The sequence below is a fragment of the Kitasatospora sp. NPDC002040 genome (assembly GCF_040296785.1).
Classification (GTDB): domain Bacteria; phylum Actinomycetota; class Actinomycetes; order Streptomycetales; family Streptomycetaceae; genus Kitasatospora.
On record NZ_JBEOXV010000005.1, the window covers coordinates 302,978 to 324,323 of the forward strand.

The 21,346-nt window shown below is 73.6% G+C and carries 22 protein-coding genes; 13 read left to right on the forward strand and 9 right to left on the reverse strand.

The window, feature by feature from the left end:
* The first annotated feature begins 30 nt into the window (after positions 1–30).
* Complete coding sequence (locus ABT118_RS16585) at positions 31–417, forward strand: hypothetical protein (RefSeq protein ID WP_350669040.1); 387 nt, start codon at positions 31–33, stop codon at positions 415–417.
* 78 nt (positions 418–495) lie between these two features.
* Here the strand turns inward: ABT118_RS16585 and ABT118_RS16590 are convergent, their stop codons facing one another.
* Positions 496–996 carry a VOC family protein gene (locus ABT118_RS16590; RefSeq protein ID WP_350669041.1) on the reverse strand — a complete coding sequence of 167 codons (501 nt, stop codon included), beginning with the start codon at positions 994–996 and terminating at the stop codon, positions 496–498.
* Between the two features lie 97 nt (positions 997–1,093).
* Between ABT118_RS16590 and ABT118_RS16595 the strand changes: the two genes are divergently transcribed.
* Positions 1,094–1,558 carry a MarR family winged helix-turn-helix transcriptional regulator gene (locus ABT118_RS16595; RefSeq protein WP_350669043.1) on the forward strand — a complete coding sequence of 155 codons (465 nt, stop codon included), beginning with the start codon at positions 1,094–1,096 and terminating at the stop codon, positions 1,556–1,558.
* 24 nt (positions 1,559–1,582) lie between these two features.
* On the opposite strand, the gene ABT118_RS16600 is transcribed toward ABT118_RS16595, so the two are convergent.
* Positions 1,583–3,049, reverse strand: coding sequence for a PucR family transcriptional regulator (locus tag ABT118_RS16600; RefSeq protein ID WP_350669044.1), 1,467 nt, complete (start codon positions 3,047–3,049; stop codon positions 1,583–1,585).
* 211 nt (positions 3,050–3,260) lie between these two features.
* Between ABT118_RS16600 and ABT118_RS16605 the strand changes: the two genes are divergently transcribed.
* Both ABT118_RS16605 and ABT118_RS16610 read left to right on the forward strand, forming a co-directional pair.
* Complete coding sequence (locus ABT118_RS16605) at positions 3,261–3,659, forward strand: hypothetical protein (RefSeq protein WP_350669045.1); 399 nt, start codon at positions 3,261–3,263, stop codon at positions 3,657–3,659.
* Between the two features lie 202 nt (positions 3,660–3,861).
* Positions 3,862–4,344 (forward strand): molybdopterin-dependent oxidoreductase, encoded by a 483-nt coding sequence (locus ABT118_RS16610; RefSeq protein ID WP_350669046.1) that lies wholly within the window; start codon positions 3,862–3,864, stop codon positions 4,342–4,344.
* A 3-nt stretch (positions 4,345–4,347) separates the two neighbouring features.
* Here ABT118_RS16610 and ABT118_RS16615 read toward each other — a convergent pair whose 3' ends face one another.
* A complete protein-coding gene (locus ABT118_RS16615; RefSeq protein ID WP_350669047.1) occupies positions 4,348–5,460 on the reverse strand; it encodes a WD40/YVTN/BNR-like repeat-containing protein in 1,113 nt (370 codons plus the stop codon).
* A 151-nt stretch (positions 5,461–5,611) separates the two neighbouring features.
* On the opposite strand from ABT118_RS16615, the gene ABT118_RS16620 reads away from it, so the two are divergent.
* The gene (locus ABT118_RS16620) at positions 5,612–6,373 is read left to right on the forward strand and encodes a pirin family protein (protein ID WP_350669048.1); all 762 of its coding nucleotides are present in this window, start codon (positions 5,612–5,614) and stop codon (positions 6,371–6,373) included.
* A gap of 132 nt (positions 6,374–6,505) precedes the next feature.
* Here ABT118_RS16620 and ABT118_RS16625 read toward each other — a convergent pair whose 3' ends face one another.
* Positions 6,506–7,933 carry a dihydrolipoyl dehydrogenase family protein gene (locus ABT118_RS16625; protein WP_350669049.1) on the reverse strand — a complete coding sequence of 476 codons (1,428 nt, stop codon included), beginning with the start codon at positions 7,931–7,933 and terminating at the stop codon, positions 6,506–6,508.
* A 317-nt stretch (positions 7,934–8,250) separates the two neighbouring features.
* Between ABT118_RS16625 and ABT118_RS16630 the strand changes: the two genes are divergently transcribed.
* Both ABT118_RS16630 and ABT118_RS16635 read left to right on the forward strand, forming a co-directional pair.
* The gene (locus ABT118_RS16630) at positions 8,251–10,068 is read left to right on the forward strand and encodes an ABC transporter transmembrane domain-containing protein (RefSeq protein ID WP_350669050.1); all 1,818 of its coding nucleotides are present in this window, start codon (positions 8,251–8,253) and stop codon (positions 10,066–10,068) included.
* Positions 10,065–11,804: an ABC transporter ATP-binding protein gene (locus tag ABT118_RS16635; RefSeq protein WP_350669052.1), complete on the forward strand. Its 1,740-nt coding sequence runs from the start codon at positions 10,065–10,067 to the stop codon at positions 11,802–11,804. The genes ABT118_RS16630 and ABT118_RS16635 overlap by 4 nt, the downstream gene beginning before the upstream one ends.
* Positions 11,805–11,822: 18 nt before the next feature.
* Here the strand turns inward: ABT118_RS16635 and ABT118_RS16640 are convergent, their stop codons facing one another.
* Entirely contained in the window at positions 11,823–13,322 is a 1,500-nt protein-coding gene (locus ABT118_RS16640) for an APC family permease (protein WP_350669054.1), read from the reverse strand.
* Between the two features lie 321 nt (positions 13,323–13,643).
* Between ABT118_RS16640 and ABT118_RS16645 the strand changes: the two genes are divergently transcribed.
* The 4 genes from ABT118_RS16645 (at position 13,644) to ABT118_RS16660 (ending at position 16,687) form a co-directional block, all read left to right on the forward strand.
* Positions 13,644–14,048 carry an SAV_915 family protein gene (locus ABT118_RS16645; protein ID WP_350669055.1) on the forward strand — a complete coding sequence of 135 codons (405 nt, stop codon included), beginning with the start codon at positions 13,644–13,646 and terminating at the stop codon, positions 14,046–14,048.
* A gap of 9 nt (positions 14,049–14,057) precedes the next feature.
* Positions 14,058–15,401: a diaminopimelate decarboxylase gene (lysA, locus tag ABT118_RS16650; RefSeq protein WP_350669056.1), complete on the forward strand. Its 1,344-nt coding sequence runs from the start codon at positions 14,058–14,060 to the stop codon at positions 15,399–15,401.
* 58 nt (positions 15,402–15,459) lie between these two features.
* Positions 15,460–15,549, forward strand: coding sequence for a K(+)-transporting ATPase subunit F (gene kdpF / locus ABT118_RS16655; protein WP_350669057.1), 90 nt, complete (start codon positions 15,460–15,462; stop codon positions 15,547–15,549).
* A 133-nt stretch (positions 15,550–15,682) separates the two neighbouring features.
* Positions 15,683–16,687, forward strand: a complete 1,005-nt coding sequence (locus ABT118_RS16660) for a magnesium and cobalt transport protein CorA (RefSeq protein ID WP_350669058.1) — start codon at positions 15,683–15,685, stop codon at positions 16,685–16,687.
* A 394-nt stretch (positions 16,688–17,081) separates the two neighbouring features.
* On the opposite strand, the gene ABT118_RS16665 is transcribed toward ABT118_RS16660, so the two are convergent.
* On the reverse strand, positions 17,082–17,618 hold the full coding sequence (locus tag ABT118_RS16665; protein ID WP_350669059.1) for a universal stress protein: 537 nt from the start codon (positions 17,616–17,618) through the stop codon (positions 17,082–17,084).
* A 339-nt stretch (positions 17,619–17,957) separates the two neighbouring features.
* Between ABT118_RS16665 and ABT118_RS16670 the strand changes: the two genes are divergently transcribed.
* Together ABT118_RS16670 and ABT118_RS16675 are read left to right on the forward strand one after the other, a co-directional pair.
* Positions 17,958–18,500, forward strand: coding sequence for a universal stress protein (locus tag ABT118_RS16670; RefSeq protein WP_350669060.1), 543 nt, complete (start codon positions 17,958–17,960; stop codon positions 18,498–18,500).
* Positions 18,501–18,796: 296 nt separating this feature from the next.
* A complete protein-coding gene (locus ABT118_RS16675) occupies positions 18,797–19,417 on the forward strand; it encodes a TetR/AcrR family transcriptional regulator C-terminal domain-containing protein (protein ID WP_350669061.1) in 621 nt (206 codons plus the stop codon).
* A 77-nt stretch (positions 19,418–19,494) separates the two neighbouring features.
* Here ABT118_RS16675 and ABT118_RS16680 read toward each other — a convergent pair whose 3' ends face one another.
* From ABT118_RS16680 to ABT118_RS16690, 3 genes are all read right to left on the reverse strand, one after another.
* The gene (locus ABT118_RS16680) at positions 19,495–19,878 is read right to left on the reverse strand and encodes a thioredoxin family protein (RefSeq protein ID WP_350669062.1); all 384 of its coding nucleotides are present in this window, start codon (positions 19,876–19,878) and stop codon (positions 19,495–19,497) included.
* 76 nt (positions 19,879–19,954) lie between these two features.
* Positions 19,955–20,602 carry a hypothetical protein gene (locus ABT118_RS16685; RefSeq protein ID WP_350669063.1) on the reverse strand — a complete coding sequence of 216 codons (648 nt, stop codon included), beginning with the start codon at positions 20,600–20,602 and terminating at the stop codon, positions 19,955–19,957.
* Positions 20,603–20,627: 25 nt separating this feature from the next.
* Positions 20,628–21,248: a hypothetical protein gene (locus ABT118_RS16690; RefSeq protein WP_350669064.1), complete on the reverse strand. Its 621-nt coding sequence runs from the start codon at positions 21,246–21,248 to the stop codon at positions 20,628–20,630.
* Positions 21,249–21,346: the final 98 nt, after the last annotated feature.

The following is a 21,346-nucleotide window of genomic DNA, read 5'->3' on the forward strand; positions in this document are numbered from 1 at the left end:
TCAGAAGTCTCGTACCAACTTGGAGGATTCATGCGTACGACCCTTGGCAAGATCACCGCTGCCGTCGCCATCTCCGGCTGTGTGCTCCTGATCGGTGCCGGTACCGCCTCGGCGCACTCCTGCCACCACAAGCACGGCTCGGCGTCGATCGGCGGCAACACCGTGACGCACGGGGACGGCGACGGGTTCGCGGTCGGCGGCGACGTGGACGCGGCGGGCGACGCCCTGGCGGTCGGCGGCGACGCGGCGGCCGGCGGTGCGGCCGGTGCCGTCGGCGGCGACGCGTGGGGCGGCGACTACGCGGGCGCGGTCGGCGGGGACGCCAAGGCGACCGGCCCGGCGGCGGCGGTGGGCGGCGACGCCGAGTCGCTCTGTGACGACGCCTTCGCGGTCGGCGGCGACGCGATCGGCTACTGATCCACCGTCAGCAGGGCCGACCGCAGCGTGCGGTCGGCCCTGCTGTCGTGCGGTGGGTCAGGGCTGTCGGACGGTGGCTCAGGTGGCCGACCCGGCGGCGGCGCCGGTCTTCAGGTCGGCACCCCAGCGGTCCAGCTCGGCCTGCAGGTCGAGCGAGCGGAGCTGCGCCTTCTCCTCGCCGGTCGGCCACTGCTCGCGCGGCACGCGCCACATCACCTCGAACTCGATCCCGTCCGGGTCCTTGGCGTAGAGCGACTTCGACACCCCGTGGTTGGTGGCACCGACCAGGGCGTTGTCGGCCGTGAGCTTGCGGCCGATCTCGGCCAGCTCGCCGAGCGTGCCCACCTCCCAGGCCAGGTGGTAGAGGCCGACGCTGCCGCGCGGCGGGGCGGGCGCGTCGGCGCCGACCGAGAACAGGCCGAGGTCGTGGTCGTTCAGGGTCTCCTGGGCGCTGAGGAAGGCGGCGCGGCCGGGGATCTCCACGTCGACCTTGAAACCGAAGGTGTCGGTGTAGAAGGCGACGGACCTGGCCACGTCGCGGACGTAGAGAACGGCGTGGTTGAGACGGCGAACGGGCATGGCGCTTCCTCGTCTGTGGTGCCTTGGTTCAAATTTGAACTGTGTCTGCCATGGTACGCCTTGGTTCGAATTTGAACAACTGGGTACCATGGGTGCCATGGACGAGCCCAGGTGGTTGGACGAGCACGAGATGGCGGCATGGCGGGGCTTCGTGGCCGCCAGCAATCTGATCGCCCGCCGCCTGGAACAGCAGCTCAAGGAGAGCGCCGGGCTCTCCCACACCCAGTACGAGATCCTGGTGCAGCTCTCCGCCGCACCGGACGGATCGCTCCGGATGACCGACCTGGCCGACCGGCTGGTCACCTCCAAGAGCGGCCTCACCTACCAGGTCACCCAGCTGGAGAAGGCCGGGCTGGTCGGCAGACGCTCCTGTCCGAGCGACATCCGCGGCGTCTTCGCCGAACTCACCGACCTCGGCTGGCGGGTCCTGCGCGAGGCCGCCCCCGGCCACGTCGCCACCGTCCGCGAGGTCCTGATCGACGTCCTCACCCCCGAGCAGCTCGCCGTCCTGGCCGAGAGCCTGGGCACCGTCAGCGACCGGCTGCGCGCCGCCGACCGCTGAATCACACCGGCGGCGGCCCGCTGATCACGCCGCCAGCGGCCCGCAGAGCAGCGCCGCCCTGAGGTCGAGGCGGTCCTCCAGCCGGGAGAGGCTGCGGCCGGTGAGGTCCTCGATCCGGCGGATCCGGTAGTGGACCGTGTTCACATGGACGTGCAGCGCCTCGGCGGTGCGCGACCAGGACGCGTCGTGGTCGAGGAAGCAGCGCAGGGTGTCGAGCAGCGAGACGCTGTGCTCCCGGTCGTGGTCGGCCAGCGGCGCGAGCAGCCGGTCCTGGAAGGCCGAGGTGACCTCGGCCGGGACGCCCCGGAGCAGCGCGGCCAGCGAGCCGAGTTCGGCACTGCTGCCGACGCCGGCCTCGCCGCCCGCCTCCAGCGCGAACGCCGCCTGCACCAGTGCGCCGCGCAGCCGCTCCGGCAGCGCGGCGGCGGCCGGGCCGACCCCGAACCGCAGCGGCCGACGGTCCGTCAGCACCTCGCGCAGGCGGGGCGCGGCCGCGCGCAGCCGGGCGGCGACGGCGGCGGGCTCCGCCGCCACCAGGGCCACCGCGCCGCCCGCCCCGTCGGCGGCCACCGCGAACGGGACGCCCTCCAGCGCATCGGCCAGCGCCCCGACGGCCGGACCGTCGCCGCAGCAGGCGCGGACCGGGACCAGCTGCGTCCCGACCGGCAGACCCGCGGCGGCGAGGGAGTCGGACAGGTCGGCGCCGTCCTGTCCGAGCCGGGCCAGCAGCTCCGCGGCCCGGTACTGCCGGTCCTCCGCCGCCACCCGCGCCGCCACCGCGAGCGGTGCCAGCAGATCGGCCAGGCCGTGCAGCAGGGCGGGCGAGGCCCCGGCGGCGTGCGGCTGGAGCAGCCAGCCGTCGAACGGGCAGTCACCCGGGCCGCCGATCGGCACCGGGCTGCCGACCGGGGCCCCCGGCGCGTCGGTGGAGCAGGCCAGCGGCCGGCCGCCGGTGGTGCGGATCGAGCAGTCGGGCAGGCCGAGCCGGGTCACCGCGTGCGCCAGCACCTCGTCCAGCGGGGCCCCGGCGGGCAGCGGTGCGAGCAGCGCGAGCAGTTCGCGCCGGACGGTCTCCGGGATGGCCGCAACGCCGGGCCTGCCGGCCTGGAGGTCGCCCCACAGCCGCAGGTAGACCCGGTCGGTGACGGCGCGGAAGCTGGTGGCGGCGGGGACCGAGAGCAGCGGGATGCCGTGCAGGCGGCAGGCGGCCACCAGGCTCTCGGGCACCGCGCCGTGCGTCCCCTCGCCCGCGAGCAGGGCCGCCACCCCGGCACTGCGCAGGGCGGTGGCGAACCGCAGCGCCGCCGAGGCGTCGTCCGGCCGCCACCAGACCAGTCCGCTGAGCACCAGCTCACCGGCCTGCAGATAGCGGGCCGGGTCGCGCAGGTCGGTGGAGGTGACCCCGGTGACCTGACGGTCCAGCAGCTCGGCCGTGCCCCAGGCCAGCTCGATGTGCAGGTCCTCCAGCGTCAGCAGATCCCCGACGATCATGTCTCGCTCCTTGTGCTCCGCGCCGGTCCTGCTCCTGGCGAAAGCGAGGGCAAGGTGCGCAGAGGCATCGTAAATGCAAGAGCGGAATGGTCCGAGCGGTCTTGTCGGATCACCCAGGACGGGGCCCCCGCTGCGGTGGTGAACACGGGTGGTCCGACCAGTTGCGCAGTGGTCGACGGCCGACGGCGCGGGTTCTGGCATCCTGTGCCGGGTGTCGAAGAAGCAGAAGCGCGCCGCGACCCTCGCCGAAGTGGTGGCGGCGCTGCCGTCGCCGGAAGTGGAGGAGCGGGGCGGCCCGTACGCCGCCCCGCCCGTGGCGGCCCGCGGCTTCACCGACGCCGACGGCTGCCACTGGCGACTCGCCCGCGGGCCGCTGGATCCTCGTCGGGCCAAGCGGCTCGCGGTCGGTGCCGACGTGATGTCAATGGGCCGCTACTACGACGACGAAGCCGAGTGGTGGCTGCCGCGCTTCCTGCCGGAGGCCGAGCGTCCGGCCGCCTGGCTGGAGGCCCGGGCCCGGTTCGGCGCCGCCGAACTGCCGGTCCACGAAGCGTACGAGTTCACTGCGGACGACGGCCGCGTGCTCCTCTTCATCGAGACGTACTGCTGAGCGCGCGTCCCGCCGCGGCTCCCGCCCGATCCGGTCCGGGCGGTCGGTCGCGATCGCCCGCCGAAGGGCATTGCATCTGCGGCCAGTGAAGGCATCAATCCATAGCAGATGCAGGTGAATATCGGCAGTCGAGGTGATATCTGCGAACCTTCGGGGTACCACCTTCCCGGGTCGCAGGGTGCGGCCCGGGACGAGGTCGCCGATGAGACGCTCCGCCGCCGTACTGTTCCACGGAGAGCTGGAGGCGCCGGTCGAACTGACGGTGGCCCAGCTCCGTGAACTCCCCTCGCACTCCGTCCGGGTCGGCTTCGACTGCCTTGGCAGCGGACGGCAGGAGCACTCCTTCGAGGGCCCCCGGCTCTGGGACGTGCTCCGCTCGACCGGGCCGCAGGTGGACCTGACCGGCCGAAAGCAGCGGCTGCGCCACCTGCTCACGGTCACCGGCGCGGACGGCCACCTCGCGGTGGTCTCCTGGGCCGAGATCGACCCGGACTTCGGCGGCCAGTCCATCCTGCTCGCCACCAGCATCGACGGGACGCCGCTGGACGGGCCTGGGCCGCAGCTGGTGGTGCCCGCCGACGCCTGCGGCGCGCGGTACATCAGCGGGATCACCGCGGTCTGGCTCGGGGCGGTGACCTGCCCGGTCGGCGGAGCGGCGGCCGGTGAGGTGGCGGTCGGCGGGTGACGGTCAGTGGGTGACGGCCGCCCGGACGGCGGGCAGGATGCCGGCCCGGATGCACAGCACGTCCGGCAGGTGCGAGGTGAGCAGCCGCCAGCTGTCCCCGCCGTCGGCGGAGCCGTAGACCTCGCCGTTGCGGTTGCCGAAGTAGACGCCGGCCGGGGTGCCGTCGTCGGTGCAGAGCGCGTCGCGCAGCACCACGCCGTAGTGGTCCGTCTCGGGCAGGCCCGCGCTCAGCGGCTGCCAGCTCCCGCCCGCGTCGGTGGTGCGGAAGATCCGGCAGCGGCGGTCGACCGGGAGCCGGGCGTAGTCGGCGTCGAGCGGGAACAGGTACGCGGTGCCGGACTCCCGGGGGTGGGTGGCCAGGCCGAAGCCGAAGGTGGCCGGGAGGTCGGCGCCGATGTCGGTCCAGTGCCCGCCGCCGTCGTCGCTGCGGTAGACCCCGCCGTGGTTCTGCAGGTAGAGCCGGTCGGGGTCGGCCGGGTCGGCGGCGATCTTGTGCACGCACTGGCCGAACTCCGGGTACTCGTCCGGCAGGAAGGTGGCCCGGATGCCGGTGTTGGCGGGGTGCCACTGCTGCCCGCCGTCCTTGGTCCGGTAGACCCCGCCGGTGGAGACCGCGACGGTGACGGCCGCCGGGTCCCGGGGGTCGGTCAGGATGGTGTGCAGGCCCTGGCCGCCGAACCCCTCGGCCCAGTCGGCCCGTTGGGGGTGGGACCAGAGCGACTCGTCCAGGGCGAAGCTCTCGCCGCCGTCGGTGGAGCGGAACAGCGCGGCGGGCTGGGTGCCCGCGTACACCACGCCGGGGGCCTCCTCGCCCGCCGGATGCAGTTGCCAGACCCGCTCCAGCGAGGTGCCGGTGTGCTCGGGGAAGCGGACGGCCGGGCGGGCCGGCTCCTGCCAGGAGGCGCCGAGGTCGTCGGACCACCAGACGGACGGGCCCCAGTGGCTGCTGTCCGCGCCGACCAGGATCCGGGAGCGCCCGCCCCGGCGGTCGACGGCGACCGAGTAGATCGCGTTCATCGCGAAGTGCGGTCCGGTGAACTCCCAGTCGGCCCGGTCGGTGCTGCGGCCCAGGAACAGGCCCTTCTGCGTCCCGACGGCCAGCAGTGTCTCGGTCATGGCGTACCCCTGTAGGTGGCGGACGGCCCCCGCGGGCCAGTCTGCTCCGGCGGCTGGGGGCACGCACGGCAGCACGCCGGGAATGAGGTCGGGACCGATGTAGTTGATGGTTCAACAAGAGCGGGAAGACCGAGAGAGAAGGGCTCGAACGATGGCCTCCACGATCGACATCCGCCGCGCGGGCGACCGGTTCCACACCAGGGCGGGGTGGCTGGAGTCGCAGCACTCCTTCTCCTTCTCCCGGCACTGGGACCCGGACAACACCCACTTCGGCCTGCTGCTGGTCTCCAACGACGACGTGATCGCCCCCGGCACCGGCTTCGACACCCACCCGCACCGGGACATGGAGATCATCACCTGGGTGCTCGACGGCGGCCTGGTGCACCAGGACTCCGAGGGCAACAACGGCGTCATCTACCCCGGCCTGGCCCAGCGGATGAGCGCCGGCGCGGGCATCCTGCACAGCGAGAAGAACGACTCCTGGACCCTCACCGGCGGGCCCGAGCACCGCGACCCGGTCCGGCTGATCCAGATGTGGGTGGTCCCGGACGCGGCCGGCATCGCCCCCGGCTACGAGCAGCTCGACATCAACGACCAACTGGACCGCGGTGGTTGGACCGCCCTGGCGTCGGGTATGCGCAAGCACGCCGACCAGCGCGCGATCGGCATCCGCCAGCAGCACGCCGCCCTGCACGTGGCCCGGCTGCGCCCGTCCGAGACGCTCGACACCGTCACCGCCCCGTTCGCCCACCTCTACGTCGCCCGCGGCGAACTCGCCCTGGAGGGCGCGGGTCTGCTGCACGAGGGCGACGCCGCCCGGATCGGCGCGGCGGAGGGCCAGCGGATCACGGCGGGCCCGCTGGGCGCGGAGGTCCTGCTCTGGGAGATGAACGCGGCCGTCAACCTCGGCTGACCGGAGCCCCGGTGTTCCTGCTGCCGATCCAGCCCAGCAGCAGGAACGCGAGGGCCGCCAACGGCCGCCGTGATCACTCAGCCGAAGGACCATGGACGGTGCGGTGCCCCGCGGGCTGTGCCTGGTCAGCCGTCAGCCGCGGAGCTGTTCCAGCAGGCGGAGCCAGACCTCGCTGACGGTCGGGTAGGCCGGGACGGCGTGCCAGAGCCGGGGGATCGGGACCTCGCCGACCACGGCGACGGTGGCGGAGTGCAGCAGTTCGGCGACGCCGGGGCCGACGAAGGTGGCGCCGACCACGATGTCCCGGTCGAGGTCGACGACCAGGCGGGCGCGGCCGCGGTAGTCGTCGACGTAGAGGGAGGCGCCGGCCACCTGGCCGAGGTCCTGGTCGACGGTGCGCACCCGCAGACCGGCCCGTTCGGCGTCGGCGAGGCTCAGCCCGACGGCGGCGGCCTCGGGCTCGGTGAAGACCACTTGCGGCGGCCCGGCCGTGTCGGCGGAGGCGGAGTGGACGCCCCAGCGGGCGGTGTCCAGCGGGGTGCCGGCGGCCCGGGCGCCGATCGCGGCGCCCGCGATCCGGGCCTGGTACTTGCCCTGATGGGTCATCAGGGCGCGGTGGTTGACGTCCCCGGCGGCGTACAGCCAGTCGCCCGCCACGCCGCGCACCAGGCAGGAGTCGTCCACCTCGATCCAGGACCCGGGCTCCAGCCCGACCGTCTCCAGACCGAGGTCGTCGGTGCGCGGCACCCGCCCGGTGGCGTACAGCACCTCGTCGGCGGTCACGGTCGAGCCGTCGCCCAGGGTGAGCGTCACCTCCCCGGTGCCGCCGCCGCTGCGGCCGAGCCGGGTGACGTCGGTGCCGAACCGGACGTCGACCCCGGCCGCGCGCAGGCCCGCCGCGACCAGCTCGCCGGCGAACGGCTCCATCCGGTCCAGCACCCCGGAGCCCCGGACCAGCAGGGTGACCTGCGAGCCGAGCGCCTGCCAGGCGGTGGCCATCTCGACCGCGACCACGCCGCCGCCGATCACCGCGAGCCGGCCGGGCACCTTCGCGGCACTGGTGGCGTCCCGGCTGGTCCACGGCCGGGCCTCGGCCAGGCCGGGCACCTGCGGCAGGGCGGCCCGGGTGCCGGTGCAGACGGCGACCGCGTGACGGGCGGTCAGCAGCCGCTCGCCGTCCACCAGCACGGCCTTCTCGCCCGCCAGCCGCCCGTGCCCGCGGACCAGGTCGATGCCGGTCGAGCGGAGCCACTCCACCTGGCTGTCGTCGTGCCAGTGCCAGGTGAACTCGTCCCGGCGGGCCAGCACCGCCGCCGCGTCGAGCTGCCCGGTGACGGCCTGCTTGGCCCCGGGCAGCGCCCGGGCGTGGGCCAGCGCATGGGCGGGCCGCAGCAGCGCCTTGCTCGGCATGCAGGCCCAGTACGAGCACTCGCCGCCGATCAGCTGACTCTCCACCAGGACGGTGCTCAGCCCGGCGGCCTTGGCGCGGTCGGCGAGGTTCTCGCCGGTCGGTCCGCCGCCGAGGACCACCACGTCGTACTGCTCGGGCTTGGGGCTCATCGTTCCCGCTCTCGCTCGACCGGCCGCTACCCGGCCCATCCTGCGCTGCGGCCGTGCGGCCCGCCAGTGCCTCCCCGGCGTGTCGCCGACCTCGACGGTGCCCGCACGGTCCTCCAAGCCGGACCGATCCGCACCTGCCCGCCAAGGCGCGCCGCCGGCGGCCGGTTTCGCCGGGCCGGTGCACCTGGTCACCCCGATCATGGTCGTCACCTCGATGGTGCCGCCGGTGGCCGCGGTACCGGCCTGCCGGCGGGCCGACGGTCCGACCAGGGGAAATCCGGAGGCAGACGGCGGAGGCGGCTGGATAGGGTGCGGCCGTGACCGAGCCGATTTCGAGTCCGGGCGAACCGGACCTCCGCAGCGCTGCCCGCTACCTCTGGTGGCTGGTGGTCCGTCAGCGCAGACGGGTGGTGGCCGGCGCGGGGCTGGGCACGGTCTGGATGGTAGGGCACACCGTGCCGCCGTACCTGCTCTCCCGGGCGATCGACGACCTGAAGGGCGGGCACCAGGGCGCCGTGGCGGGCTGGTCGCTGGCGATGCTCGCGGCGGGCCTGCTGAACGCGGTGATCGGCGCGGCCCGGCACCGCACCATGACGAAGATCCGGATGGACGCCACCTTCCGCTCGATCCGGGTGGTGGTCCGGCAGTCGGTCCGGCTCGGCTCGACGCTGAACCGGCAGGCCGCCACCGGCGAGGTGGTGACCATCGGGGTCACCGACGTGACCCGGATGAGCCAGACCCTGACCTTCACCGGACCGGGGGTCGGCGCGATCGTCGCGTACGTGGTGGTGGCGGTGCTGCTGCTGCGGATCTCGCCGTGGCTGGCCGCGCTGGTGCTGCTCGGCGTACCGCTGCTCGCCCTGCTGGTCGGCCCGCTGCTCGGACGGCTCCAGCAGACCGAGGCCCACTACCGGACGCGGCAGGGGAAGCTGGCGGGACGGTTCGAGGACATGGTCGGCGGACTGCGGGTGCTGAACGGCCTGGGCGGCAAGGACGTCTACGCGGCGCGCTACCGGCACGACTCGCAGCAGCTGCTGACGGACGGTTACCGGGTCGGCGCGGTCGCCAGCTGGATCCAGGCGATCGGCGCCGGGTCGCTGGTGCTCTTCCTGGCCGCCGTCACCTGGGCCGCCGCCCGGATGGCCGCTCAGGGCACCATCACCGTGGGCGAGCTGATCGCGGTGTACGGGTACACGGCGGCGCTCAGCGCCCCGGTCTACTTCCTGATCGAGGGCGGCCAGGACATCAGCCGGGGGCTGGTGGCGGCCCGCCGCACGGTGGCGTTCCTTGCCCTGGAGCCCCGGCCGGACGGCACCGGGGCGCTTGCCCCGGCCGGGCCCGCCGCACTGCGCGACCCGGTCTCCGGGGTCGAGCTGGAGCCGGGGCGCCTCACCGTCCTGGCCTGCGCGCGACCCGAGGCGGCCGCCGCCGTGGTCGACCGGCTGGCCCACTTCGCCGACCCGGGCGGCGAGGCCCCCGATGGCGGGGCCGGGACGGCGCCGACCTGGGGCGCCGTCCGGCTGGACCAGGTCGAGCTGCCGGTGCTGCGCGAACGGGTGCTGATCGCGGACAACGAGGCCGCACTGTTCGCCGGGCCGCTCCGCGAGCTGCTTGCGGGCCGCCGGGAGCGGGACGAGAAGCTGCTGCTGGAGGCGCTCGACGCCGCCGCCGCACTGGACGTGCTGCGCGGTCTGCCGGCCGGTCTCGAGTCGCCGGTGGAGGCCGAGGGGCGCAACCTCTCCGGCGGCCAGCGGCAGCGGCTGCGGCTGGCCCGCGCTCTGGTGGCCGACCCGGAGATCCTGCTCGCGGTCGAGCCGACCTCGGCCGTCGACTCGCACACCGAGGCGGTGATGGCCGCCGGGCTGAAGGCGTTCCGCGCGGGCCGCACCACCCTGGTGGCCAGCACCTCCCCGCTGCTGCTGGCCCGGGCCGACACCGTGCTGCACCTGGAGGACGGCCGGGTGGTCGCCGCCGGACCGCACCGCGAGCTGCTCCGGGACCACCCCGCCTACCGGGCGATGGTCAGCCGCGACGAAGCCCAAGCCGAGGCCGAAGCCGAGGCCGTCCAACCGTCTGTCACCCGGCCGCCCGCCACGCTGCCCGCCCAGCGCCCGACCGAGGAGTCCGTCCGATGACCACCGCAAGCAGTCGGCAGCTCCCGGTGGCCGGCCCGGGCGAGGTGCGGAAGGCCGCGCGCGGCCTGATCCGCCAGGACGTCCGTGGCCTGGTGCTGGTGCTCGGGCTGAACGTGCTGGCGGCGGCCGCCGGACTGGTCGGCCCCTGGCTGCTCGGCCGGATCGTCGACGAGGTGGTCGCGGGCGGGGGCGTGGCCGCGGTGGACCGGCTGGCCCTGGTGGTGGCGGTCTGCGCGGTGCTCCAGCTGCTGCTCACCCGGCAGGCCCGCTACCTGGGCCACCGGATCGGCGAGCGGACCTCCGCCCGGGTCCGGGAGCGGTTCGTCGACCGGGCGCTGGACCTGCCGACGACCGTGGTCGAGCGGGCCGGGGCGGGCGATCTGACGGCCCGTGGCACCACCGACGTCGCGGCGGTCGGCACCATGCTGCGGGACTCCGCGCCGCAGATCTTCACCGCCGGCCTGCAGATCGTCTTCATCCTCGGCGCGATCTTCGTGATCAACCCGCTGCTCGGCGCCGTCTCCGTGCTCGGGCTGTCCGGACTCTGGTTCGGCACCCGCTGGTACCTGCGCCGGGCCCGCGCCGCCTACCTGGTCGAGGGGGAGGCCAACTCCACCGTGGCCGAGGTGCTGGCCGCCACGGCGGCGGGCGCCCGGACGGTCGAGGCGCTCGGGCTGCAGGACCGCCGCCGGGAGGTCGCCGACGCCGCGATCGAGGTCTCCCGCCGGGCCCGGATGCGGACGCTGTTCCTGCGCAGCGTGTTCTTCCCGGTGGTGGACTCCTCCTACATCATCCCGATGGTCGTGGTGCTGCTGGTCGCCGCACCGCTGAACGCCCACGGCGCGGTCGGCCTGGGCGCGGTGGTCGCCACCGTGATGTACCTGCGCCGGCTGGTCGACCCGCTGGACGTGGTGATGATGCAGATCGAGCAGTTGCAGAGCAGCGGCGCCTCGTTCGCCCGGGTGGAGGGGATCGCCGCCGCCCCGGCGGCCCCGGCGACGGGGTCGGTCCGGCCGGCCGGCGACCTGATCGAGCTGACCGGCGTCCGGTACGCCTACGAGGGCGGCGGGGACGTGCTGCACGGCGTGGACCTGACGGTCCGTCCGGGCGAGCGGCTCGCGGTGGTGGGCCCGTCCGGTTCGGGCAAGACCACCCTCAGCCGCCTGCTGGCCGGCATGGACCGCCCGCACACCGGGACGGTGACCGTCGGCGGGGTGCCGGTGGCCGGGCTGGACCCGGAGCAGCTGCGCCGCCAGGTGGTGCTGGTCACCCAGGAGCACCACGTGTTCCTCGGCACCCTGCGCGACAACCTGCGGATCGCCGCCCCCGGGGCCGGGGACGGCGAACTGCAGGCCGCGCTGGACGCCGTCGGCTGGTCGCACCGGCTGCCGGACGGCCTGGACACCGAACTCGGCCCGGCCGGCCACCGCCTCGGCGGGGCCCAGGCGCAGCAGCTCGCGCTGGCCCGGGTGGTGCTGGCCGACCCGCACACGCTGATCCTGGACGAGGCCACCGCCCTGCTCGACCCGACCGCCGCCCGGGCCACCGAGCGGGCGCTGGCCGCCGTACTGGCAGGCCGGACGGTGATCGCGGTGGCCCACCGCCTGCACACCGCCCACGACGCCGACCGGGTCGCCGTGATGGAGGACGGGCGGCTGACCGAGGTGGGCAGCCACGACGAGCTGGTGGCCAACGACGGTCCGTACGCGGCGCTGTGGCGCTCCTGGCAGCAGTGACCCAGACGGTGACCGGGGTCAGACGGTGACCGGCTCCGCCTCCGCGGCGGCCCGGTCCTGGCTGACCATCAGCCGCTGCGGGCGGCGGACCAGCAGGTAGCCGAGGCCGGCCAGGGTGACCAGGCCGACACCGAGCAGGGCGGCCCAGACCTGGTACCAAGGGGCGCCGGGCGGCACCAGGATGGCGCGCGGCCAGCAGATGTTGACCACCTCGAAGCCGGTCCAGAGCACCGCGAGCAGGTTGACCGGGGTGCCCCAGCGGCCGAGCGAGACCGCCCCGGCGGGCCGCCAGCTGCCGCGCAGCCTGGCGGTCAGGGCGGCGACGCTGAGCAGGAAGAACGGCAGGAAGGTGGCGGCGCTGCCGAAGGTGATCAGGCTGCCGATCGCGGTGCTCTCCAGGCCGAGCGGCAGCGCCAGTGCGCTGACCAGGGTGGCCGCGACCAGCCCGCCGATCGGGGCCTGGTGCCGGTTGACCTTGCGGACCTGGCGGGAGAACGGGAAGACGCCGTCGCGGGCGAGCGAGTAGAGCCCGCGCGCGGCGCCGCCCTGGGAGGCCATCAGACAGGCGGTGAAGCTGACCAGGACCACCAGTACGAAGGGCTTGGCCGACCAGTCGCCGAAGCCCGCCACCACGGCGGTGGTGACCGGGTCGAGGTCCTCGCCGCTGATCACGGTGGCCGGGTCGGGGTGCGCGAGGACCACCGAGACGGCGTTCAGGATCACCACCACGCCCACGCTCAGCAGCGCCCAGCGCATCGCGCGCGGCACCTGCCGGGCGGCGTCCTTGGTCTCCTCGGCGGTGGAGACGCAGGCGTCGAAGCCGATGAAGGCCCAGCCGCCGACCGCGACCACGGCCAGCAGCGAGCCGAGCCCGCCGGTGCCGGTGACGGCGGAGGCGTCCAGGCTGTCGGTGAGCAGCGCGAAGCCGTGCTGACGGAAGAACAGCAGCAGCGCCAGGCCGACCAGCACCGAGGCGATCGTCTCGGCGACGATCCCGGCCGAGACGAACCAGCGCAGCAGGTTGATCCCGTACGCGTTCACCAGGGCGCAGAACAGCATGAACCCGAACGCCACCAGGACCAGTTGGACCGGTGCGGGGGTGACCCCGAACAGGGCGAAGAACCAGGGCGCGGCCAGGTAGGCGACGGTGGTGTTGGCGAACATCACGGCGAACTGCCAGAGCCAGCCGCTCATCCAGGCGAAGCCGGGGCCGACCAGGCGCCGGGCCCACTGGTAGGCGCCACCGGCCAGCGGCCACTGCGAGGCGAGCTCGGAGTAGACGGCGACCACCAGCAGCTGGCCGAGCAGGCAGATCGGCAGCGCCCAGATCCAGGCACCGCCCTGGATGCTCATGCCGACCTGGGCCACCGCGTACAGGCCGACCACGGGGGACACCACCGCGAAGCCCATCGAGATGTTGCCGAGCACGCCGAGGCTGCGGCGCAGCTCCTGGCGGTAGCCGAGGGCGGCCAGCCGGTCGGCGTCGTCGATCTGGGCTCCTGGCGGGTACTCGGTCATCTGCGATCCACCTTGCCGTCATAAAACTAACTTTGTTAGTCGGGGACGGTAGTCGCTGACCGGGGCGTACGGAAGGGGTCGACATGCGACTGTTATCGGTCGTCGACACATGACAGCGATGGCTGTCACCGAGATCGCCAGGCTGCCGAGTACCGCCGACCCGGTAGGGGCCGGCCCGTCAACGTCGCGTCATGAGCGTGCTCGTCCGCGTCAAGCGCGCATCAGGGAGGTGGCCGCCTCCCCGTCCCACAGGCATAGCGTCAGGGCAGCGCCCGGACCGTCGTGGTCGGCGGCGCTCGTCCTTCCACGAGGAGCAGAGCCATGCTGCAGTGCGAGTACACCGAGGACCCCGAGCCTTCCGAACGCCTTCCGGCCGGACCGCTCTTCGTGCCTGTCCGGCCGGGACCGATGGGCTGTACCGCCCGGTTCTTCCGCACTCCCCTCGGCAGCCGTACGGCCGTCGGGTTCAGCACCGAACAGCTGCTCGTGGCCGCGCTCGGCCCGCAGCAACCCTGGATCAGGCTCGCAGAGCCCGCCCTTCGCGCTCTCGCCGTTCCGACGGGTGTCACCGCCCTCACCGTCGATCCCCAGCTCTCCGCCCCCGCTGTCCTGCCGGGCCCCGAGCGGGAGAACTCCTGGCGTGGCCGGGGCCCGCGGCACATCGGTGCCCTGCGGGTCGCAGGAGCCGCGGCGGTCGCTCCGCGCCTGAACCTCCTGATCGGCTGAGGGGCCGTCATGTCCATCGCGCATGTCGCCCCTGCCGCCCGCGCCGTTCCGCCGGGGGCCGACCTGTCCGTCTGGCCCGCGTCCGCGCGGACCGCCCCCGGCGGGGACATCGTCGTCGGCGGGGTACCGCTGGCCGCGGTGGCCGAGCGCTTCGGCACACCGGTGTACGTCCTGGACGAGGGCGAGGTCCGGGAGCGCTGCCGGACCTACCGCCGTGCCTTCCCCGAGGCAGACGTGGTCTACGCCGCCAAGGCGTTCCTGTGCCGGGCGGTCGCCCAGTGGATCCGGGACGAGGGCCTGGGCCTGGACGTCTGCTCCGCAGGGGAGTTGAGCCTGGCCGCGGCCGCCGGCTTCCCGTCGGAGCGGATCGTGCTGCACGGCAACGCCAAGAGCCCCGAGGATCTTCGGGCCGCGATGGAGCTCGGCGTGGGGCGGATCGTCATCGACAGCAGCTCGGAGATCGCCCGGCTGGCCGCGTTGGTGCCGGCGGGCGCCAGGCAGCAGGTCCTGGTGCGGGTGGTCCCGGGTGTCGCCGCAGGCGGGCACGCGGCAGTCCGCACCGGCACCGACGACCAGAAGTTCGGCCTGTCGGTCACCGACGGGTCGGCGCAGCACGCCGTTGCCCGCGTCCTCGGCCAGCCCCGCCTCGAACTCGTGGGCCTGCACTGCCACATCGGCTCCCAGATCGACACGGTGAAGCCGTACCAGGCGGCGCTGCGCCGGATGGTCGGCCTGATGGCCCGGATCAGGGACCAGTACGGCATCGAACTGCCGCAGCTGGACCTCGGCGGCGGCCACGCCATCGCCTACCGGCCCGGTGAGCACGCCCTCGACCTGCTCACGCTGGCCCACCGGATCCGGGCCGAACTCGCGGACGGCTGCGCCCGGGCGGGGCTGTCCGTACCCCGGCTCACCCTGGAGCCGGGCCGGGCGGTGATCGGGCCCGCCGGCGTGGTGGTCTACCGGGTCCTGTCGGTCAAGCGCACCGGGAAGCACACCTTCGTCGCCATCGACGGCGGCATGAGCGACAACCCCAGGCCCGCCCTCTACGGGGTGCGGTACGCCCCGCGCCTGATCGGCCGTCACTCGACGGCCGAGTCCCGCCAGGTCACGGTGGTGGGGCGGCACTGCGAGGCCGGCGACGTGCTGGCTGCCGACGTGCCACTGCCCGGGGACGTCCACCCGGGCGACCTGCTGGCGGTGCCGGCGGCGGGTGCCTACCACCTGTCGATGGCCTCCGGCTACAACCTGGTCGGCCGCCCACCCGTGGTGGCGGTGGCCGACGGCAGTACCCGCGTGCTGGTCCGACGCGAGTCGCTGGACGACATGACTCGCCGCGACATCGGTCTGTAGCACCGACCGACACCCCTGTGCACGTGCCTTCCGGGCGTCACCCGAGCGCGAGGTCCTGTTGACTGTCGAGAACGTCGTCGGCCTGATCGTGGCCGTCCTGCTGGTCGGCTACCTGGTGCTGGCCGTGAAGTACCCGGATCGCTTCTGACGACCGCCGCAGGCGTCTCCCGCCGGCGTCGGTCCGGGCCTGACCGTCGCCAAGGGCCGTACCGGGGCCGTGGGCGGCGGTGTAGGTTGACGGGCCGTGGCACGAGTGGACCGGGTCGGAGGGCGGTGCCGGGATGGGTGCACAGACGGTGGTGGACTGCGCGCTGTACGAGGACGGGCACCGTCTGCCCGGCCCGGTGGAGCCGGACAAGGTCCTGCGGCAGGTCGACGATGCCCCGGGCCGGTTCGTCTGGATCGGCCTGCACGAGCCGACGGTGGATCAGTTCGCCGACATCGCGGCCTCGTTCGCGCTGCACCCGCTGGCGGCGGAGGACGCGGTGTGCGCGCATCAGCGCCCGAAGCTGGAGCGCTACGGCGACACGCTGTTCCTGGTGCTGAAGACCATCGTGTACGTCGAGCACGACGAGGTGACGGCCACCAGCGAGATCGTCGACACCGGCGAGATCATGGTCTTCGCCGGGCCCGGTTTCGCGATCGTGGTCCGCCACGGCAGCGCCCCGCCCCTGGCCGAGGTCCGGAAGGCGCTCGAGCAGTCGCCCGACCTGCTGGCGCTGGGCCCGACCGCGGTGCTCCACGCGGTGGCCGACCATGTGGTCGACCGGTACCTGGAGGTCGCCGAGGCCTTCGGGCGGGACGTGGACGACCTGGAGACCGTGGTGTTCTCCCCCGAGCGCACCGACGACGCCGGGCGGATCTACCAGCTCAAGCGCGAGCTGATGGAGTTCAAACGTGCTGTGGTGCCGCTCGGACTACCGCTGCAGTCCCTGTCCGAGAAGGCCCTGCCCGAGGTGCCGGCCAAGATCGCGGCCTATCTCCGCGATGTCGCCGACCACCACACCCAGGCCACCGAGCGGATCCTGGCCTTCGACGAGCTGGTCACCAGCATGCTCGGGGCGAGCATGGCCCGGATGTCGCTCCAGCAGAACACCGACATGCGCAGGATCAGCGCCGGCGCCGCCCTGGTCGCCGTACCCACCATGGTGGTCGGCATCTACGGCATGAACTTCGACCACATGCCCGAACTGACCTGGACCTACGGCTACCCGGCCGTGCTGCTGGGCATCGCCGTCGTCTGCACGTTCGTCTTCAGGGCGTTCCGCCGCAACAAGTGGCTCTAGCGCTCTGATCGGCAGTGGCCACCGGGCTGGCGACGGCTCTGTCGGACGGCTTCGAAGCGGCCCGCGACGCAGACCCGGCAGCGGCAGGGCCGCCCAGGGCTCGCCACACCGTGTTGTCGAGCGGGCTGTCGGCGAGCCGCCGGGCGACGGCGGCGAGCAGCGCGAGGGCGGAGCCGCGACTCCGGGAGGAGGACGTCGGCGACGGGGCGCGCAGGACTCCGAGAAATGTCACGTGGACACCGCTTTCATGAGGCGCCGTCAGACCGGCACCGAGAACGGAGCCGGCCCAGGAGGGCCGGCGGCACCGCCCGGATCGTCGACGTCCCACACCTGAGACCATCCGCTGCTCCAGGAGAGACCGGCATGGGGTGTGACGGTGCGGGGTGAGGGTCCGTCAGTTCGTGTTTCCGGCGTCCGCCATGCCGCGGGGGACGGCGGTGTTGCGGTCTCCGGCCAGGAAGGGCAGCGGACCGCCGTTCCGGTTCGGCAGTGCCAGGTGCTCCAGCAGCCGCGACGGCGAGGCGACGACCACGCGGCACCGGGCGTGGGCCTTGCAGTGGCGGGTGACCGACCCGTGCAGTACGTGCTGCAACCGCCGGTGCCCGCCCGCGCCGACGACCAGCAGGTCGTCGGGCCGGTCGGCGGCGGCCACCAGGGCGGGCCCGGCGTCACCGCGTACGACCACGGGGTGGATGCGGATGCCTTCCGGGTAGCCGGCGAAGGTCTGCTCGAAGGCGGTGTCCATGCGCCGGGAGGCGGCGTGCTCCAACTCGGAGAGCGGGCGGAGCCCGTCGCTCTGCGACGGCTCCCAGGCAACGAGCGGGACGAGCAGCGCGTTGCGCTCGCGCGCCTCGTCGACCGCGCGGTACAGGGCGGCGAGTCCGCTGAGCGTCCCGCTGACCCCGACGATGACTCGAGTGCCCCGGTCCATGGCGTTTCCTCTTCTTCCGGCAGGTTGGAACACCTCCATTGCACCTCCGGGGCTGGTCGCAGCCGTATGCGTTGATGCACGGATGACGCCGGGGGCAGTCATTTTCACGGGTTCTTGATGCCGCCGGGCCGGCCTCAGCGGCAAGCCGCTCGGCGGACTGGTGCTGCCGTTCCTCGGCATCAGAATCGTCGACCTCGTCGTGCAGTTCGTCCCGGGCCCGTGACCTGTCAGGGAAGCGTTGGGAATCCGTACCCCGCCGTCAGGGAAGCGTCAGCGGCCGGCCGCCGCGGCCGTACGTGGGCTTGGCTGGAGCGACCAACCGAGCGAACAGGGACGGACATGACGGACGGACAGGGCATCGACCAGCAACGGGCAGGCCGGATCGTGGTCGGCGTCAGCGGGACGCTCGGCAGCCTGGCTGCCCTGCACCGGGCGGTGGCCGAGGCCCGCCGGACCGACCGCGAGGTGCTGGCCGTGCTCGCCTGGCTCCCGCAGGGCGGCGAGCACGGCTACCGTCTCGCCCCCTGCCCGCCGCTGCTGGCGGCCTGGCGCGACTGCGCCGAAGCCCGGCTGACCGAGGCCCTCGACGCCGCCTTCGGCGGGGCGCACGCCGACGCGCGGCTGACCGCGTACGTCGTACGCGGCGACACCGGCCCGGTCCTGGTGGGCACCGCCGACCGCCCCGACGACCTGCTGGTGATCGGGGCCGGCAGCGGCAGCTGGCTCCGGCGCGGGCTCCAGCCCTCGGTGACGGCGTACTGCGTCAAACGCGCCGCCTGCCCGACGCTGGTGGTGCCCAAGCCCGTCCTCCAGCAGGAGCTGGAGACCCTGCACCGCCGCAACCCCTGGCACCTGCCGACCGCCCCGGCCTCGATCAACTGACCAGGGAGCAGCAGGACATGAGACTTCACCACGCCCGACCAGGCCGACGGTCCTTCCGCCTGGTGGCACAGCGCCTGCTAGCCGCTCTCGCCCTCGCCGGCTCCGCTACCCTGCTGCCGGCGCTGAGACCGACGCGGCATTTCCCCGCCCGGCCCCGGTACCTGGGCACCGAGGAAGTATCAGAACCGGCACCGGCCCGGGTCGGCGAGCAGCCCTGGTGACATCCACCGCTGGGAGTCGCACGACGCCAGGCTGTAACGTGACCGGGTCGGCGATCGGGCGAAGGGGGCGGGGCCATGGGGCGACCCAGCAGGGCGCTGCTGAGCAGGGAGATCATCGCCAGGGCGGCACTGGCCGTGGTGGACGAGACCGGCCCGGACGGCCTCACCATGCGGGCGCTGGCCGACCGGCTCGGGGTCAAGGCCGCCTCGCTCTACAACCACGTGGCCGGCAAGGACGAGCTGCTCGACTCGCTCGCCGAGCTGGTCAACGCCGAGATCGACCTGGCCCCGCTGGCCGGTCCGCACTGGCGCGAGGGCGTGGCCGCGTACGCCCGGGGCTACCGGGCGGTCTTCCTCCGGCACCCCAACACCATCGCCCTGCTGGCCCGGCGCCGGGTCGAGGCCGACCGCCAGCTCCTCGGCTACGAAGCCCTGCTGGCCGCCCTCGGCCGGGCCGGGCTGGCACCGGCCGACGCGGCGGAGGCGGCCGCCGCGCTCGACTACCTGGTGCTCGGCTCCGCGCTGGAGACCTTCACGGCCGGCTTCGCCCGCCCCGCCGACGACTACCTGCCCGGCTACCCGGCCCTGGCCGGGGCGCTGACCGCCTCGGCCGCGCGGGGGAGCGGGCTGGACGAGCGCGGCTTCGAACTGGCACTGCGGCTGCTGCTGGACGGCCTGGCCGCCGCGCGGAGCTGAGCCCGGCCCCGGGAACGCAGGAGGGCGGGCCCGGTCTCGTCCCCGGGCCCGCCCACGCTCCTGTGCTGCCATCGAGGCTACGCCTCGGTGCCGGCCTTCTCCGCCGCGACCTTGGCCCGGACCTCGTCCATGTCCAGCTCACGGGCCTTGCCGATCAGGTCCTCCAGCACCGGCGCGGGCAGGGCGCCCGCCTGGGAGAAGACCAGCGTGCCGTCGCGGATGATCGCCAGGGTCGGGATCGACTGGATGTCGAAGGCCGCCGCCAGCTCCCGCTGCGCCTCGGTGTCCACCTTGGCGAAGACGATGTCGGAGTGCCGCTCGGCCGCCTTCTCGTAGACGGGCGCGAAGCGCACGCAGGGGCCGCACCAGCCGGCCCAGAAGTCGATGAAGACGAAGTTCTTGTCGTCGGCGCCCCCGATCACTTCGTCGAAGTTCTCGGTGGTCAGTTCGACGGTGCTCATATCGGCCTGCCTGCCCTTCTCGTCCGACTGCGGTCTGCGTCCGCGTCAACGGTGCGGTGCGCCGGGCTATTCCGGGCTAGTTGGTGGGCACGTAGTCGAAGTTCGGGGTCAGGGTGCCGAACATCGAGTCGACCGCGAGACCGTCGCCGAAGTACGCCTTGGTCAGCGCGGCGGCCTCCTTGGTGACGTGGAACGGCACCTGGTCCAGCTTGAACCCGGTCGGCGTGAGCTGGCCGTTGGCGATCACCTCGGCCGGGGTGGTGTAGGCGATCAGCGTCTCCTCGCTGACCGACGTGCCGTTCACCTTCACGCCGGCCGAGTAGCCGGGCTGGGGCATGACCCGGATCCAGGTCGGCACCAGCTCGACGGAGGTCTGGCTGCTCTCCTGGGCGAGGGTGATGCCGCCGGGGTAGAAGATCCGGCCCTTCTCGTCCAGATGGTCACCCGCGGTGGAGCCGATCGGCATGTTGAAGCCGTAGCCGTCGGCGTCCAGCGTGAACGGCTCGATCGCGCCCAGCTTGATGCCGTTGTCCTCCAGCCACTTCTTGGTGGTGTCACTGACCCGGACCTGGGCGCTGCCCCAGGGGGAGATGTAGACCCGGGAGGCCCGCTGGGCGGAGTCCTGGACGGTCGGTGCGGAGGCCTGTGCGGTCGGCGCCAGGGCGATCGGAGCGGCCAGGGCGAGGGCGGTGGCGGCGATGGCGAGCTTGCGGAGGATGCGCATGTTCTTGCTCCTGCAGGGAGTCGGGTCAGGGGATGTAGCGGAACTCGCCGGAGAGGACGCCGAACGGCTCCCCGGCCCGGAACGAGGTGCCGAGCGCCTCGTTGAGCGTGCGGGCGCCGACCTCGGTGAGGGTGAGCGGGACCTTGGCGGTCTTCACGCCGCCGAAGGTCAGGCCCCAGCCGGGGCCGAAGGCGCCCTGCAGCGTGTACGAGCAGAACAGCTGCTCGGTCGGGGACTTGACGCCGTTGACCTCCAGGTAGGAGGAGAGCCCGCGGACCGGCGCGAACCGCAGCCAGAACTCGTCCATGGTCCAACTGCCGCCGGTCTGCGGGTTGGCGAGGCTCACTCCGCCCGGGTAGTACACCCGGCCGAACTGCTCCAGGTCGATGTAGTCGCCGGAGGTCCAGCCGATGTCGCTGATGATGCCGCGGTCGTCCGGCAGCGCGGTGACCGGCGCGATCGGGGTGATGGTCACCGCCTGCTCGGCCAGCCGGGCCTTGAAGCTCGGGGCCCACTCGACCTGTGCCGTGCCCCAGGGGGAGACGTACGGGCCGGACGGGAGGCCGGCCGCCTGCGCGGGGCCGGGGGTGGCCACCGTCATCAGCAGTGCCGCGAAGAGCACCGAGAAGAGTTGACGTAGTTTCATATGACTCCTTGGCTGGAGGGGCAACTCGCCGACCGCAGCAGGTGAGTGGGCATGCGGGCGCGCCGACCCCGGGGCCCGGGGCCCTGGTCGGGGGATGC